9 protein-coding genes are annotated in these 14,716 nt (G+C 64.6%); 8 read left to right on the top strand and 1 reads right to left on the bottom strand.

Annotated elements, in window-relative coordinates; all coding sequences use genetic code 11:
* The first annotated feature begins 126 nt into the window (after nucleotides 1–126).
* From pgaA to IEW63_RS13125, 8 genes are all read left to right on the top strand, one after another.
* Nucleotides 127–2,583 (top strand): poly-beta-1,6 N-acetyl-D-glucosamine export porin PgaA, encoded by a 2,457-nt coding sequence (pgaA, locus tag IEW63_RS13160; RefSeq protein WP_188637097.1) that lies wholly within the window; start codon nucleotides 127–129, stop codon nucleotides 2,581–2,583.
* Between the two features lie 8 nt (nucleotides 2,584–2,591).
* A complete protein-coding gene (pgaB, locus tag IEW63_RS13155) occupies nucleotides 2,592–4,598 on the top strand; it encodes a poly-beta-1,6-N-acetyl-D-glucosamine N-deacetylase PgaB (protein WP_188637096.1) in 2,007 nt (668 codons plus the stop codon).
* Nucleotides 4,591–5,925 (top strand): poly-beta-1,6-N-acetyl-D-glucosamine synthase, encoded by a 1,335-nt coding sequence (pgaC, locus tag IEW63_RS13150; RefSeq protein WP_188637095.1) that lies wholly within the window; start codon nucleotides 4,591–4,593, stop codon nucleotides 5,923–5,925. The genes pgaB and pgaC overlap by 8 nt, the downstream gene beginning before the upstream one ends.
* Nucleotides 5,922–6,380 carry a poly-beta-1,6-N-acetyl-D-glucosamine biosynthesis protein PgaD gene (gene pgaD / locus IEW63_RS13145; RefSeq protein WP_188637094.1) on the top strand — a complete coding sequence of 153 codons (459 nt, stop codon included), beginning with the start codon at nucleotides 5,922–5,924 and terminating at the stop codon, nucleotides 6,378–6,380. The genes pgaC and pgaD overlap by 4 nt, the downstream gene beginning before the upstream one ends.
* A 121-nt stretch (nucleotides 6,381–6,501) precedes the next feature.
* The gene (putA, locus tag IEW63_RS13140) at nucleotides 6,502–9,723 is read left to right on the top strand and encodes a bifunctional proline dehydrogenase/L-glutamate gamma-semialdehyde dehydrogenase PutA (RefSeq protein ID WP_188637093.1); all 3,222 of its coding nucleotides are present in this window, start codon (nucleotides 6,502–6,504) and stop codon (nucleotides 9,721–9,723) included.
* 107 nt (nucleotides 9,724–9,830) lie between these two features.
* A complete protein-coding gene (gene putP / locus IEW63_RS13135; RefSeq protein WP_188637092.1) occupies nucleotides 9,831–11,333 on the top strand; it encodes a sodium/proline symporter PutP in 1,503 nt (500 codons plus the stop codon).
* A gap of 79 nt (nucleotides 11,334–11,412) precedes the next feature.
* Nucleotides 11,413–12,315, top strand: coding sequence for a SphA family protein (locus IEW63_RS13130; RefSeq protein ID WP_188637091.1), 903 nt, complete (start codon nucleotides 11,413–11,415; stop codon nucleotides 12,313–12,315).
* Nucleotides 12,316–12,462: 147 nt separating this feature from the next.
* On the top strand, nucleotides 12,463–13,941 hold the full coding sequence (locus IEW63_RS13125) for a carbon starvation CstA family protein (RefSeq protein WP_188637090.1): 1,479 nt from the start codon (nucleotides 12,463–12,465) through the stop codon (nucleotides 13,939–13,941).
* Between the two features lie 26 nt (nucleotides 13,942–13,967).
* Here IEW63_RS13125 and IEW63_RS13120 read toward each other — a convergent pair whose 3' ends face one another.
* Nucleotides 13,968–14,690 (bottom strand): PDC sensor domain-containing protein, encoded by a 723-nt coding sequence (locus IEW63_RS13120; RefSeq protein WP_188637089.1) that lies wholly within the window; start codon nucleotides 14,688–14,690, stop codon nucleotides 13,968–13,970.
* Nucleotides 14,691–14,716 lie beyond the last annotated feature (26 nt).

Below are 14,716 nucleotides of genomic sequence, written 5' to 3'. Positions count from 1 at the left end.
TGACATCACGAATGGATTACCGGGTCACTGCAAGGAGGCATTCACCCCGCCGCCCTGTGGGGCCTGTCAATCAGCCGCAAACCCAGTAACGGTGCGCTTTCGCAGACAGGCGAGACACAGGCGATCATGACCTTCAGAGATTATCCTTTCAGAGCCTGCGGCCACACCTTGCGCTCGGCCGGCGTGTTGCTGGCCATCACATTGCTTGCTGGCACGGCCGGCGCTTCCCAGGCGGAGTACGACAGCCTGGTGCTGCGGGCCCGCGCGGGAGATTCCGCACCGTTGCTGGATTGGCTGGCCAATAACCGGGACAGGCTCGACCCGGCCAGACAGGCCGACTGGCTGCAGGTAGCCAACTGGGCGGAGGATGACCCTCAGGTGATTACGGTCTGGGAAGAATTGCCCGCCGACGCGCGCAACAGGCTTCCTGAGCGCGGCCTGCTGGCGGTGGCCCGGTCCTACCGCAACCTGCAGCAATGGCAGAACGCGCTGCTGCTGTGGGAAGCGATCCTGCAGCGCAACCCCGCCCTGCAGGATGCCCGCGCAGGCTGGATCATGAGCCTTGCGGACGCCGGCAACCATGCCCTTGCCCGGGAGCAGGCCGAGCTGTTCGTGCGCGAGCATGACAACCTTCTCAGCCGTCAGGTGCGCGCCTATGTGCTGCGCGGGCATGGCAATGAATGGGATCAGCTGTTTGCCGCGACCCGGCTGTGGGAGGCGCAGCGTACGCCACCCCGGGATACCGAACTGATGCTGGTGGATACGCTGGCAGCCGCACGAGTATCGGCACCGGCACTGGAAATCGGGTCCCGCCTGGCGCTGGAGCCGGCCACGCGGCGCCGTCTCGAACTGGACCAGGCTGCCGAGCTGGTGCGCATGGCCCACACCGATAGCCGCAGCGAGGAACAACGCTACCGGATTGCCGACCGCGCCCTTGCCCGCTACGCAGAGCTTCTGCAGCGATGGCAGGGCATGGCGGAAGCTGAAGAGGCAGTGCTGCAGGCACGTATCGATCGGCTGGGTGCCCTGCTCGCCCGCCATCGCCACGAAGAGGTGATCAGCGAGTACGAGCAATTGACCAGAGATGGCCAGAAGCTGCCCCGCTACGCCCGCCGCTGGGCAGCCAGTGCCTACCTGTCCAACCGCCAGGCCGAGCAGGCCTATCTGCTGCTGGAAGAGCTCCTCACGGCAACGCCCGCCTCGCAACTGGAACCTGAGGATGCCCAGGAACTGTTCTTTGCCGCACTGGAAAGCGAGCGCATCCAGACCGCCGGCGCGCTGGCGCAGGAGATCCAGGCCGACGCGCCCTACCATCGGTATCTGCATGGCTCGCCCACGCCGCAGCCCAATGACCGCTGGCTGACCGGCCAGGTGCTGTACGGACATTACCTGCAGAAAATCAACCGCCTGGATCTTGCCCAGGCCCATAACCAGCAGCTGAGCGCCAACGGCCCCGGCAACATGGGGCTGCGGATCAACCACGCGGAAACCCTGCTGGCACGGGACCTGCCCCGTGCAGCCGAACGCGAGCTGAAGATAGCCGAGGCGCAGCAACCCACCAGCCTGCCGCTGGAACGTGAACAGGCCTGGGTAGCCCAGCGGCTGCACGAATGGCAGCAATTCGATCTGCTGGTGGAGGATGTCAGCCGGCGCAGCCCGGACGAGCCGGCCACCCGGCAGCTCAGGCGCGCCCATCAAGTGGAGAACATGAACGAGCTGCGGCTGGCCGGACGCAAGGGCATTTCCTCCGGCAACCCGCAGACCGGCTCCCATGACCTGCATCTGCACACCGCGCTGTACGGCCCGCGGCAGCATGAGCATTACCGTCCCTTCATCGGTTTCGATTATGGCCGCGGCCGCTTCGAGGAGGGCGACGGCAGCCAGCGCATCCAGGCACTGGGCGTCGAATACAGCCGCCGCGACCACTGGGCAGAACTCGAGCTGTCGAACCACAACGCCCGGGGCGGCAACAGGACCGGTGTGCGCCTTTCCTACTGGCATGAGTTCGATGACCACTGGCGGGTGGGCACCGACCTGGAGCGGCTGTCACGGGACACCCCGCTGCGCGCCATTCGCAGCGGCGTTACCTCCAACCAGGCAGGGGGCTACCTGCGCTGGTACCAGAACGAAATGCGCGAATACACCCTGGGGGTATCGACCAGCCGGTTTTCCGATGGCAACCGGCGCATGAATTACGCCATCAGCGGCAAGGAGCGGCTGTACACCCACCCTTATCTGACGCTGGATCTGCAGCCTTACCTCGGCGCAAGTACCAACAGCAGTCAGGATGGTCCCTATTACAGCCCCCGCCGGGATATCCATCTGGCCCCATCGCTGCTGGCCGACCATGTCCTGCATCGCTATTACGACACCCTCTGGCGCCAGCAATTCCTGCTGGGCGCAGGGTATTACCGGCAGCGCGGCGAAGGCGGCGGCATGAGCGCCACCGCCGGCTACGGCCAGCGCTATGCCGCCAACCAGGTGCTCGACCTCGGCGCCATGCTGATCTGGGGCCGGCAACCCTATGACGGCGACCAGGAACACGACCTGAGCCTGGTCTTCGACTTGAACTACCGATTCTGAGAACCACGATGAAAAGATACCTATCCATGGTTCTGGCAGCAGCACTGGCCTTGGGCGCGGCACTGGCAGCCGCCCAGCCGGTGGAGTTCGTTCCGCCCCAGCAGCGACCGGCGCAGAACTCGGAAAAGCCCTGGCCGAAGAACCACTTTCTGGCGCTCTGCTACCACGAGGTGGAAGACGATGCGGCCGACGAACGCTATCTGTCGGTGCGCACCAGCGCACTGAACGAACAGATCGCCTGGCTGCGTAATAACGGGTACAACCCGGTCAGCGTGCAGCAGATCCTCGAAGCCCACAGGGGCGGTCGCGAACTGCCGGAAAAGGCCGTGCTGCTGAGCTTCGATGATGGCTTCAGCAGCTTCGTCAACCGCGTCTACCCCTTGCTCAGGGCCTATGACTGGCCCGCACTGTGGGCCCCGGTAGGCAAATGGGTGGACACCCCGGCAGACGAGATGGTGGACTTCGGCGGGTTGCCGACCGAGCGCGAACGCTTTGCCGACTGGCAGGCGGTGGCTGAGCTGAAGGACTCACCGCTGGTGGAAATCGGCTCGCATACCTGGGACATGCACTTCGGTGTGCAGGCCAACCCCCAGGGCAGCCGCCAACCGGTGGCAGCCAGTCGGTTCTATGACCCCGCCACAGGGACCTACGAAAGCACCGAGGCTTTTCACCAGCGCATCGCCGCCGATGTGCGCCGGATCACCGACAAGCTCACCGAGGTCACCGGCAAGGCGCCGGTCGCCTGGGTCTGGCCCTATGGCGCCGCCAGCGGCACGGCGCTTTCGGTTATCCGCGAGCATGGCTACGAAATGGCCTTTACCCTGGAACCGGGGCTGGCCAGCACCGAGGACCTGAGCAGCATTCCGCGGCTGCTGATCTCGGGCAACCCGGACATCGATGACTTTGCCCGCCAGGTGACGCGGTTCGAGGAACAGCCGGCAGTGCGGGTCATGCACATTGATCTGGATTACGTCTATGACGAGGATCCCGGTCAACAGCGCCGGAATATCGACACGCTGATCCAGCGGGTACATGACATGCGGATTTCCCACGTATTCCTGCAGGCCTATGCCGACCCGGAGGGCGACGGCACCGTGCGCGAGCTGTACTTCCCCAACCGCTGGCTGCCCATGCGGGCCGACCTGTTCAATTTCGTCTCCTGGCAGCTGAGGACCCGTGCCGATGCCCGGGTCTATGCCTGGATGCCGGTGCTGGCCTTCGACCTGGCGCCGTCCATACCCCGGGTGCAGCGCTGGTCCGCTGATGGCATCCACCAGGACGCTGAGCAGTACAGCCGCCTGTCACCCTGGAGCCCGGTGGCCCGCCGGCAGATCACCGAAATCTACCAGGATCTGGCCCAGCGAGCGTCCTTCCAGGGCATCCTGTTCCATGACGATGCCCTGCTGTCCGACTTCGAGGATGCCGGCGATGACGCCCTGGCTGCCTATGAAGCCGCCGGCTTTCCCCGGGATATCGGCGAAATCCGCGATTCGCCGGAACAGCTGCAGGCCTGGAGCCGCTACAAATCCCGTTACCTGACCGACTTCACCCTGGAGCTGACCGAGGCCGTACGGGCCATCCGCGGGCCGCAGATCAGCACCGCGCGCAACATCTATGCAATGCCGCTGCTGGAACCCGGTTCGGAGGAGTGGTTCGCCCAGAACTTCGAGGACTTCCTGCAGGCCTACGACTGGACAGCGGTGATGGCCATGCCGCTGATGGAAGGCATCCCGGAACAACACAGCAAGCGCTGGCTGGACCGGCTGGTCAGAACCGCGCTGGCCCATCCGGGCGCGCGGGACCGGGTGCTGTTCGAGCTTCAGGCAATGGACTGGCGCAAGGATGGCAATCACCGGCAGATTCCCCCGCGGCAACTGCTGGACTGGATGTACCAGCTGCAGATCAGCGGCGCCCGCCACTTCGGCTACTACCCGGATGATTTCCCCGCGAACCATCCCGACCTGAAGACCATCCGCCCCGGGTTCTCCTCCTACTGGTATCCCGACCATGACTGATCGCCTGTTCGCCCTGCTGGTGCTGTGCCTGATGCTGGGCCTGCCGCTCGGCGCCGCCGCGCTGTTCACCGCCGATGTGATACTCAACTTCGTGTTCTTCTGGCCGCTGTTCATGTCCGGGCTGTGGATCATCGGCGGCCTGTACTTCTGGGCCCATCGCGAGCGGCACTGGCCCTGGGGCGAGGATGTCGCTCCGCCAGAGCTGATCGGCAACCCGCTGGTATCGATCCTGGTGCCCTGCTTCAACGAGGGCGTGAACGTCCGCGAAACCATCGGCGCGGCACTGGCCCAGCGCTACCGGAACATCGAGGTCATCGCGGTAAATGACGGCTCGTCAGACAACACCGGCGAGGTACTGGATCAGCTGGCCCTGGAGCATCCCCGTCTGCGGGTCATTCATCTTGCCGCCAACCAGGGCAAGGCGATCGCCCTGAACACCGGCGCCCTGGCTGCCCGCAGCGACCTGCTGGTCTGCATCGACGGGGACGCCATGCTCGAGCAGGACACCGTGGCCTACATGGTGGCGCCGCTGCTCGATAACCCGCGGGTCGGCGCGGTAACCGGCAATCCGCGGGTACGTACCCGCTCGACCCTGGTGGGCCGGGTGCAGGTGGGCGAGTTTTCCTCGATCATCGGCCTGATCAAGCGGACCCAGCGGGTATATGGCCAGGTATTCACCGTCTCCGGCGTCATTGCCTCGTTTCGCAAGCGGGCGCTAGCGGAGGTCGGCTTCTGGAGTCCCGAGATGGCCACCGAAGACATCGACATCAGCTGGAAGCTGCAACGCCAGCACTGGGCGATCTTCTTCGAGCCCCGCGGGCTGTGCTGGATCCTGATGCCGGAAACCCTGCGCGGGCTGTGGAAGCAGCGGCTGCGCTGGGCGCAGGGCGGCGCCGAGGTGTTCCTCAAGCACATTCGCAACATCTGGATCTGGCGTAACCGGCGCATGTGGCCGCTGATCATCGAATTCTGCCTGTCCGCAGCCTGGGCCTTCGCCTACGGCTTCAGTCTGATCCTCTACCTGATCGGCCAGTTCGTGACGCTGCCGGACAACCTGACGGTCCTGCAGGTCATCCCGCCCGCCTTCACCGGCCTGCTGCTCGGTGTCGTCTGTCTGCTGCAGTTCGCCGTGAGTCTGCTGATCGAGCGGCGCTACGAGAAAAACCTCGGCCGCTCGCTGTTCTGGGTCATCTGGTTCCCGGTGGTGTACTGGATGCTGAGCCTGTTCACCACCATCGTGGGCTTCACCAGAGTCATGCTCAAACGTCAGAACCAACGCGCGCGCTGGGTCAGTCCCGACCGCGGCATAGGGAGGATCACCCGATGAGTCATCCACTGATCTGCACCGAGCGACGGATACTGCCCAGGCTGCTGGACACCCTGTTCACTCTGCTCGCCTGGATCGGCTTCGGCTGGCTGGTCTGCCAGGGCCTGATCAATGTCCTGCAGGCGCAGCCTGATGCCGGCGCCCGACCTCTGGCGCTGAACGTCAGCACCATCAGCATGTATCTGCTGATTGCGCTGATCAACGCCATGCTGCTGGTGCTGTGGGCACGCTACAACCAGCGCCGTTTTGCCGTGGAGCGCCGCCAGCGCCGCGACGGGCTGCCGGACGAGACGCTGGCCCGCCTCAGCGGCCTGCCTGCCGAACGCCTGCAGCAGATGCAGGTCACCCGATCAATGGTGGTCAGCCACGACGCCGACGGCAGCATCACCGAGTTGCGCGCCCGGGAGGCCGTACTCGGCTTCCTGGACATACCCACACTCGACACCATCGATTAGCCCACAGCTGGCGCAGACCGGCGGATTGTCAACTATATTGACTGCTGACTCAGGCAGCCGCCCCCGCTGACCTTGCTTTACCATCCTCCGGGCCTGCTGCCATTCTCGCCGGGAGTACGCCATGGCATTGCTGCACCCGCTGTTCGACCAGAACGTTCAACAACACGGCAGCGCCCAGACGCTGCTCCATCCCGACCTGCAACGGCTGGATCTGACGCAGCTGGCCCGGCAGGTCAGCCTGCATTACATGGTCGATGAAAACAGCCTGATGCCCGAGCTGATCAAGGTGCTGGGCCACCAGCCGGAGGATGTGAGGCGGCTGGAACAGCGCACCGCCGAACTGGTCGAGCGGGTCCGCCGCCAGGGTGATGCCAGTGACAGTCTCGACCGGCTGCTGCAGCAATACAGTCTGGACACCCGTGAAGGGGTGCTGCTGATGTGCCTGGCCGAAGCCTTGTTGCGGGTACCCGATTCGCGCACTGCCGAAGCGCTGATCCGCGACAAGCTGTCGGTGGCGGACTGGAAGAGCCACCTGGGCCAGAGCGACTCGCTGCTGGTCAACGCCTCCACCTGGGGACTGATGCTCACCGGCGGGCTGGTGAAGATGGACCCGCGGGACAACCAGCCGCTGCCCGTGTTCAATCGGCTGGTCAGCCGACTGGGCGAACCGGTGGTACGCCAGGTGATGTCCCATGCAATGAAACTGATGGGCTACCAGTTCGTGCTGGGCCGCACGCTGCCCGAGGCATTGCGCAACGGCAAAGCCATGCTCAGACAGGGCTATACCTATTCCTTCGACATGCTCGGCGAGGCCGCCCGCACCGCCGAGGACGCCCGCCGCTACCTGGCTGCCTATCTGGACGCCATCGAGCGGGTCGGCGAGGCTCGTTCCACGGCGAAGGCGAGCGCTCCACCGCCATCCATCTCCGTCAAGCTCTCCGCCCTGCACCCGCGCTATGAGCGCAGCCAGCGCACGCGGGTACTGAAAGAGCTGGGTGCCAGCCTCGGCCAGCTGGTGGATCGAGCCCGTGAACTGGACGTGGCCATTACCCTGGATGCGGAAGAGGCGGACCGGCTGGAGATCTCGCTGGAACTGCTGGAGCAGGTCTATCGCCAGCATGCCCGGGGCTGGGGCAAGCTGGGCATGGTGGTACAGGCCTATTCCAAACGGTCGCTGCCGGTGCTGCACTGGCTGACCCGGCTGGCTGACGAACAGGGCGACACCATTCCGGTGCGCCTGGTCAAGGGGGCCTACTGGGATACCGAAATCAAGCTGGCCCAGATCGAGGGGCTGGCCGGCTACCCCGTGTTCACCCGCAAGGCCAATACCGACATCTCCTATCTGGCCTGTGCCCGCTACCTGCTGTCCGACAGCGCCCGCGGCCGCCTGCTGCCCCAGTTCGCCACCCACAATGCCCATACCGTCGTCAGCCTGCTGGACATGGCCGGCGACCGCCCCATCGAGTTCCAGCGCCTGCACGGCATGGGCGAGGCTCTGTACAACGAGGCGCTGCAACTGGCGCCCGCCGGCAGTTACTGCCGCATCTACGCCCCGGTGGGCGCGCACAAGGATCTGCTCCCCTATCTGGTGCGACGGCTGCTGGAGAACGGTGCCAACTCGTCCTTCGTGCACCAGCTGGTGGATGAGGACGTGCCGGTGGCCCAGCTGTGCCAGCATCCGCTGGAAGCGCTTGCCGGCAAGATCCAGTACCGCAACACCAGCATCCCCCTGCCGCAGGATATCTACGGCCCCCAGCGCCCGAATTCGCGCGGCCTGAACCTGAACATCAACAGCCAGCTCGAGCCCCTGCTCCAGGCCCTGGAGCCCTGGAACAGGCACCGCTGGCAGGGCGCGCCGCTGCTCGCCGACACGGTGACCGCCGACGCCGGCCCTTCCCATGCGGTGGTGAGCCCGTTCGACCGTGGCCAGCAGGTGGGCGAGGTCCGTTCGGCCAGCCCGGAGCAGGTAGCCCAGGCGCTGGACGCGGCGGCAATGGCGTTTCCCCGCTGGAACGCGGTCGCGGTGGCCGAACGGGCCGCCTGCCTGCGGCGCCTGGCCGACCTGCTGGAGCAGCACTTTGCCGAACTCATGGCGCTCTGCGCCCGGGAGGCCGGCAAGCAGCTGCGCGACGGGGTGGCTGAAATCCGCGAAGCGGTGGACTTCTGTCGCTATTACGCGATGAAGGCCGAGCAGAAGATGGGCGAACCGACCTTGCTGCCCGGTCCCACGGGTGAATCCAACGAGTACTACCTCACCGGCAAGGGCGTATTCGCTGCCATCAGCCCGTGGAATTTTCCGGTGGCCATCTTCCTCGGCCAGATTACCGCAGCGGTGGTGGCTGGTAATCCGGTACTGGCCAAGCCTGCCGAACAGACCTCGCTGATCGCCTGCCGCTGCGTCGAGCTGGCCCACGAGGCGGGGGTCCCGCGGGATGTGCTGCAACTGCTGCCCGGCCCGGGGAGCGAACTCGGCCCCCTACTGACGGCCGACCCGCGGGTGGTGGGTGTGGTATTCACCGGCTCGACCGCCACCGCGCAGCAGATCAACCTGGGCCTGGCCCAGCGCAGGGGTGGCCCGCTGGCCAGTCTGGTAGCCGAAACCGGCGGCCAGAACGCCATGCTGGTCGACTCCACTGCACTGCCCGAGCAGGTGGTGTCGGATGTGCTGGAGTCAGGTTTTGCCAGTGCCGGCCAACGCTGCTCGGCGCTGCGCGTGCTGTTCCTCCAGGAAGACATAGCCGACAGGGTGGAAACATTGCTCATCGGCGCGATGCAGGAGCTGCAGATAGGCGATCCGCGCGACCCGGCAACCGACGTCGGGCCGGTGATCGATGCGCGGGCCCGGGAACGGCTGCAGGGGCATATCGATCTCCACCGAGCCCAGGGCCGCATGCTGGCGGTCAGCGGAGTGCCGGACGAATGGCTGGCGAAGGGGGAATTCGTGGCGCCGGTAGCGCTGCGCCTGGAAAGCATGAACGAGCTGACCGCCGAGCACTTCGGCCCGGTGGTGCACATCGTCCGCTACCAGGCCGAGGAGCTGGAGGAGGTGCTCGACAGCATCAACCGCTGTGGCTACGGGCTCACCTTCGGCATCCAGAGCCGCAATGAAAGCCACGCTGCGGCCATCGAGAAGCGCATTCGCGTGGGCAATGTGTATATCAATCGCAATATGATTGGCGCCGTCGTGGGCGTGCAGCCTTTTGGTGGCATGGGGCTGTCCGGTACCGGTCCCAAGGCAGGCGGGCCGCATTACCTGCTGCGCTTCGTCACCGAACGAACCCGTACCATCAATACCGCAGCCATAGGCGGCAATGCCAGCCTGCTGGCGCAGGGCGATGACTGAGCGGCAGTTCTGCCGTGATCGGCTTCGCCTCTATCTGCAAGGAGCTGTTCAATGCTGGACGACACCAATAACGCCTGCCTGGCCAAGCCGCAGAGGAGGATATTCCCGTGACGGACCAGACCTATCAGCTGATCGCCATCGCCGTGTATTTCCTCACCATGCTTGGCATCGGTTATTACGCCTACTTCCAGACCACCGACCTCGACGACTACATGCTCGCCGGCCGCAAGCTTCCACCGAGCGTAGCTGCGTTGTCTGCCGGTGCCTCGGACATGTCCGGCTGGCTGCTCATGGGGCTGCCCGGCGCTATCTACTCAGCCGGACTGGTGGAGGCCTGGATCGCCATCGGCCTGACCATCGGCGCCTATCTCAACTGGCGCTTCGTTGCGCCGCGGCTGCGCTCGTACACAGAGGTATCCAACAACTCGATCACCCTGCCCAGCTTCATGGAGAACCGCTTCAAGGACGAGTCCCGACTGCTGCGCATCACCTCCGGGATCATCATCCTGGTGTTCTTCACTTTCTATGTCTCTTCCGGCATGGTGGCCGGCGGGGTGTTTTTCGAGGCTTCCTTCGGCACGCATTACCTGTTCGGCATGCTGCTGGTGGCCGGCGTCACCCTGACCTATACCCTGTTCGGCGGCTTTCTGGGCGCTTCGCTGACCGATGTGGTGCAGGGTCTGCTGATGCTGGCGGCGCTGGTCATCGTGCCCGTGATGATTGTCATCGGCATGGGCGGTCCCGGTGACACCATCGCTGCGATCAATGCCGCTGACGCGGCCCACAACCTGGCCAACCCGGACGACGAGCTGCGCCGCACCTCGCTGCTGTTCGGTGGCAGCCTGCTGGCCATCATTTCCGCTGCATCCTGGGGGCTCGGCTATTTCGGCCAGCCGCATATCATCGTGCGCTTCATGGCTCTGCGCTCTTCCGCAGATGCCAAGGCCGGGCGCCGCATCGGCATCGGCTGGATGATCCTGGTGTCGGCCGGTGCGGTGTTTACCGGGCTGATCGGCGTCGGCTACTTCCACAGCACCGGGCGCACCCTGGACAACCCCGAAACCGTGTTCCTGCTGCTGTCGCAGATCCTGTTCCACCCGCTGGTCGCCGGTCTGGTACTGGCTGCGGTGCTGGCAGCGATCATGTCCACCGTGTCGTCGCAGCTGATCGTCTGCTCATCCGCGCTGGTCGAGGACCTGTACAAGATCTTCGGCAAGGATCTCTCCGTAACACAGCAGGTGCGCATGGGCCGGGTGGGCGTGCTGGCCGTGGCGGTGGTGGCCGCCCTGCTGGCGGTCGATCCGCGTTCCAACATCCTGGGGCTGGTCGCCTTCGCCTGGGCCGGTTTCGGCGCCGCCTTCGGCCCGATCATCCTGCTGTCGCTGTTCTGGCGCCGACTCAGCGCCATGGGCGCGCTGGCCGGCATGATCGCCGGCTCGGTGGTGGTGGGCATCTGGGGTAACGTGCCGGCCCTCAAGGCGCTGATGTACGAGATCGTGCCCGGCTTCTTCGCCTGCGTGGTGGTTGCGGTGGTGGTGTCGCTGCTGACCAGGCCGCGCCATGACCAGGAGATCCAGCGCGAATTCAGCGCCATGGAATCCCAGCACTGAGGAACAGCTTTCGATGGTCAAGGGCCGCCGTTTCCCCTAAGCTCTGCGGCCCCGTCAACCCGGCCACTGGAAATCAATCATGAAATCGATCAACAGACTCCTGCTCGCCCTGCTGACCCTGGCGGCACCCCTTTCCGCGCTCGCCGCCAACGGACATTACGTACCGGGTATCGAAGCCACCGGCGGCGCCTTCCTGCCGCCTGCGCCTGGGCTCTACTACCGAGCCTATCTGGTGCACTACGACATCACCGATGTGGTGGATCCCAGCGGCGACACGCTGCCCGGCAGCAACTCCGGCTCGGTTTCGGCGCTCGCCAACCGCTTCGTCTGGGTCTCCGGACGCAAGTTCCTCGGCGCTGATTACGGTGTGGAAACCATCATCCCGGTTCAGCGCACCACGCTGAATTTCAAGGGACTGGGCGTCGACAGCAGCGAAAGCGGCGTGGGCGACGTCTACCTGGGCCCGGTGGTACTGGGCTGGCACGGCTCGCAATGGGACGCGGTATTCGCCGCCGGCGTCTGGCTCGACACTGCCGAGCACGACGCCCGTGATCCCGCCTCCATCGGGCGCGGTCACCACACCACCATGCTGACGCTGGGTGGCGCCTGGCATTTCGACGAGCAGCGTCGCTGGTCGGTCTCGGCCCTGTCCCGTTACGAGATCAAGGGCGAGCAGGATGATACGCATATCACTCCGGGGGACAGCTGGCTGGTGGAGTGGGCACTGACCCATCGCCTGGAAAGTGGCCTGGAAGTTGCGCTGGCCGGTTTTGATGCCTGGCAGCTGGAAGCCGACAGCGGCACCCCGAGCAACGACAAGCTGGAGCGGCACGCCGCCGGGATCGAACTGGGTTACGGCTGGCGCGAGCTCGGCATGGAATTGCGCGGTGCCGTCTATCACGAGTACTCGACGCGGGCCGGCAGCAGTGGCGTGCAGCCGGAAGGGAATCTGTTCAGGCTGGCCCTGACCAAGGCCTTCTGAGCCAGCGTGGCGAAGACGGAGCATGGGGTGCGGTTGCGACCATGGGCTAATCAACGGCCCCGGTTGCGCCTGCTAAAGTGGACATCTGTTGTAACAATTGCCGACAGACTGCAACAAGTCCCGGAATAACAACAACGAGGTCATTCCATGCTCATCTTCTTCGCCAGCCTTGCCATACTGCTGCTCGGTTACCGGTTCTACAGCCCCTTCGTCGAGAAACAGGCCGGCATAGACCCCACCGCTGCAACGCCCCAGCAACGCCTGCACGACGGGGTGGACTATGTCGCCATCAGTCCTGCCCGGGCATTTCTGATCCAGTTTCTCAATATTGCCGGGATCGGCCCCATTTTCGGGCCCATTCTCGGTGCCCTCTACGGTCCCATCGCGCTGGTGTGGATTGTCATCGGCAACGTCATAGGCGGGGCCGTGCACGATTATTTCTCCGGCGTGATGAGCCTGAAGGAAGATGGCAAGAGCCTGCCGGAGATCGCCGGCAACTACTACAACGTCATCTTCAAGGGTTTCATGCTGGTGTTCACCTGCATGCTGCTGTTCTTCGTCGGCGTGGTCTTCATCATGAGCCCGGCCGGCCTGCTCAGTAACCTGTCCTACTTCGAAGGCACCATCCTCGCGAACAATATGTTCTGGGTGGTGGCGATCCTGGTCTATTACTTCCTGGCTACCCTGCTGCCGATCAACAAGATCATCACCAGACTGTATCCGTTGTTCGGTCTGCTGATGATCGTGATGACCACCCTGGTTGCCCTGGCGCTGCTTGTGGAGGCGCCGCACCTGCCCCGGGTGAGCGATATCTTCGCCTATTTCCACGGTCACCACGAGCATGACTTCCTGACGCCCAACGCCGAAGGCCTGCCGGTATGGCCGCTGCTGTTCCTGACCATCACCTGCGGTGCCATCAGTGGCTTCCACTCCACCCAGTCCCCGATGATCGCCCGCTGCCTGACCAACGAGAAATACGCTCGACCGATCTTCTACGGCTCGATGATGTGTGAAGGGATCGTCGCCTGCGTCTGGGCACTGGCCGGCATCGCCGCCTTCCCCGGCGGTTACCCGGAACTGAAGGCCATGCTGGATCTGGGTGGTCCGGGGCTGGTGGTCAACCACATCGCTACCAGCTACCTGGGCGTGTTCGGTGGGGTGATGGCGATCATGGCAGTAGCGATCTTCCCGATCACCTCGGGGGACACGGCGTTCCGCTCGCTGCGCCTGACCATCACCGATGCGTTCCATATCCGGCAGTCGATCGGGCGCCGGCTGTCACTGGCTGCGCCGATACTGGGCGTGGCCTTCCTGATGACCTTCCTCGACTTCTCGCTGATCTGGCGCTACTTCGCTTTCTCCAACATGCTGCTGTCCACCAGCGTGCTGTGGCTGGCGACCAAGTATCTGCTGGACCGCGGTACCTTCCACTGGGTGACCAGCATTCCTGCAGTGATAGGCACGGCGATCACCGTGTCCTATATTGCCACCGCGGGGATCGGCCTCAACCTGCCGGAAGCGTTCAGCAAGCCGATCGGGATCGTTATCGCAGTGGTGTGCACCATCGGCCTGATCATTCATCACAACCGGCGTGCCGCCGTGGCTGTCGCAAGCCCGGATGCCTGACACCCCGACTGCCCCTTCGGGGGCAGTCAATCATCCACACACACCCGGTTGCGCCCCTGCGCCTTGGCGTCATAGAGCGCCCTGTCGGCCAGCTCCTCCACCCGCTTGCTGTCGTGCCCGTGGACATTGAGCACCATCAGCACCACATTGTCCCGCTCCGGATAGATGTTGGCCACGCCCTCCAGCAGGTGGCCGGGCAACACGGAGGCGACAATGACGCCGGAGAAGACGCCGTTCACGTAATAGGCATGGCTGAACTGCAGCATCCATTCGCCGGTTGCCTCGTTGCGCAGCGGCGCACTGATCAGAAAAGGAACACGCTGACGGGCATGCTGTTCAAAGTAGTCACTGGCGGCGACTGAGCCACCGGTACTCCCCCCGCCGGCGGCTCGCCGGCTGCTGAACAGGATATTCCCCTCCGCATCGGTGACCAGCATCTCCCGCAGCGCCCCGTTGAAGATGCTCTCCTGTCCCACATCAATCAGATCGCGGTATACCCGCAGGTCACCGTCAAGCCAGTGATGCGCCAGGTGTTCGAGCAGGAACTCGACCTTCATCAGCTGCGAGCGTGCCTGCATGGCCAGGGCGTGGGCCGCCTGGTCGCCGCGCAGTGCAGTGCCCTGCTCGGCCGAGCGCAGGTGATCGGCATGGGTGCCGCGCAGTTGCATCCAGTAGAGTCCCAGCAGGGTGAGGAATACCAGCCACGCCATGGCCAGGCGCATCGGAAAGCGTATTCGTTTTACATTCACGGACGGCGGGCCCTGCTGCCTTGGAA

The sequence above is a fragment of the Halopseudomonas pertucinogena genome (assembly GCF_014646575.1).
GTDB classification, from domain to species: Bacteria; Pseudomonadota; Gammaproteobacteria; order Pseudomonadales; family Pseudomonadaceae; genus Halopseudomonas; species Halopseudomonas pertucinogena.
The sequence above is the reverse complement of the archived record's forward strand: the minus strand, read 5'-3'. Positions and strand labels throughout refer to the sequence as shown.

Coding starts and splice junctions, on each gene's coding strand:
- pgaA (WP_188637097.1), top strand. CDS start 127: ATGACCTTCAGAGATTATCCTTTCAGAGCCTGCGGCCACACCTTGCGC.
- pgaB (WP_188637096.1), top strand. CDS start 2,592: ATGAAAAGATACCTATCCATGGTTCTGGCAGCAGCACTGGCCTTGGGC.
- pgaC (WP_188637095.1), top strand. CDS start 4,591: ATGACTGATCGCCTGTTCGCCCTGCTGGTGCTGTGCCTGATGCTGGGC.
- pgaD (WP_188637094.1), top strand. CDS start 5,922: ATGAGTCATCCACTGATCTGCACCGAGCGACGGATACTGCCCAGGCTG.
- putA (WP_188637093.1), top strand. CDS start 6,502: ATGGCATTGCTGCACCCGCTGTTCGACCAGAACGTTCAACAACACGGC.
- IEW63_RS13130 (WP_188637091.1), top strand. CDS start 11,413: ATGAAATCGATCAACAGACTCCTGCTCGCCCTGCTGACCCTGGCGGCA.
- IEW63_RS13125 (WP_188637090.1), top strand. CDS start 12,463: ATGCTCATCTTCTTCGCCAGCCTTGCCATACTGCTGCTCGGTTACCGG.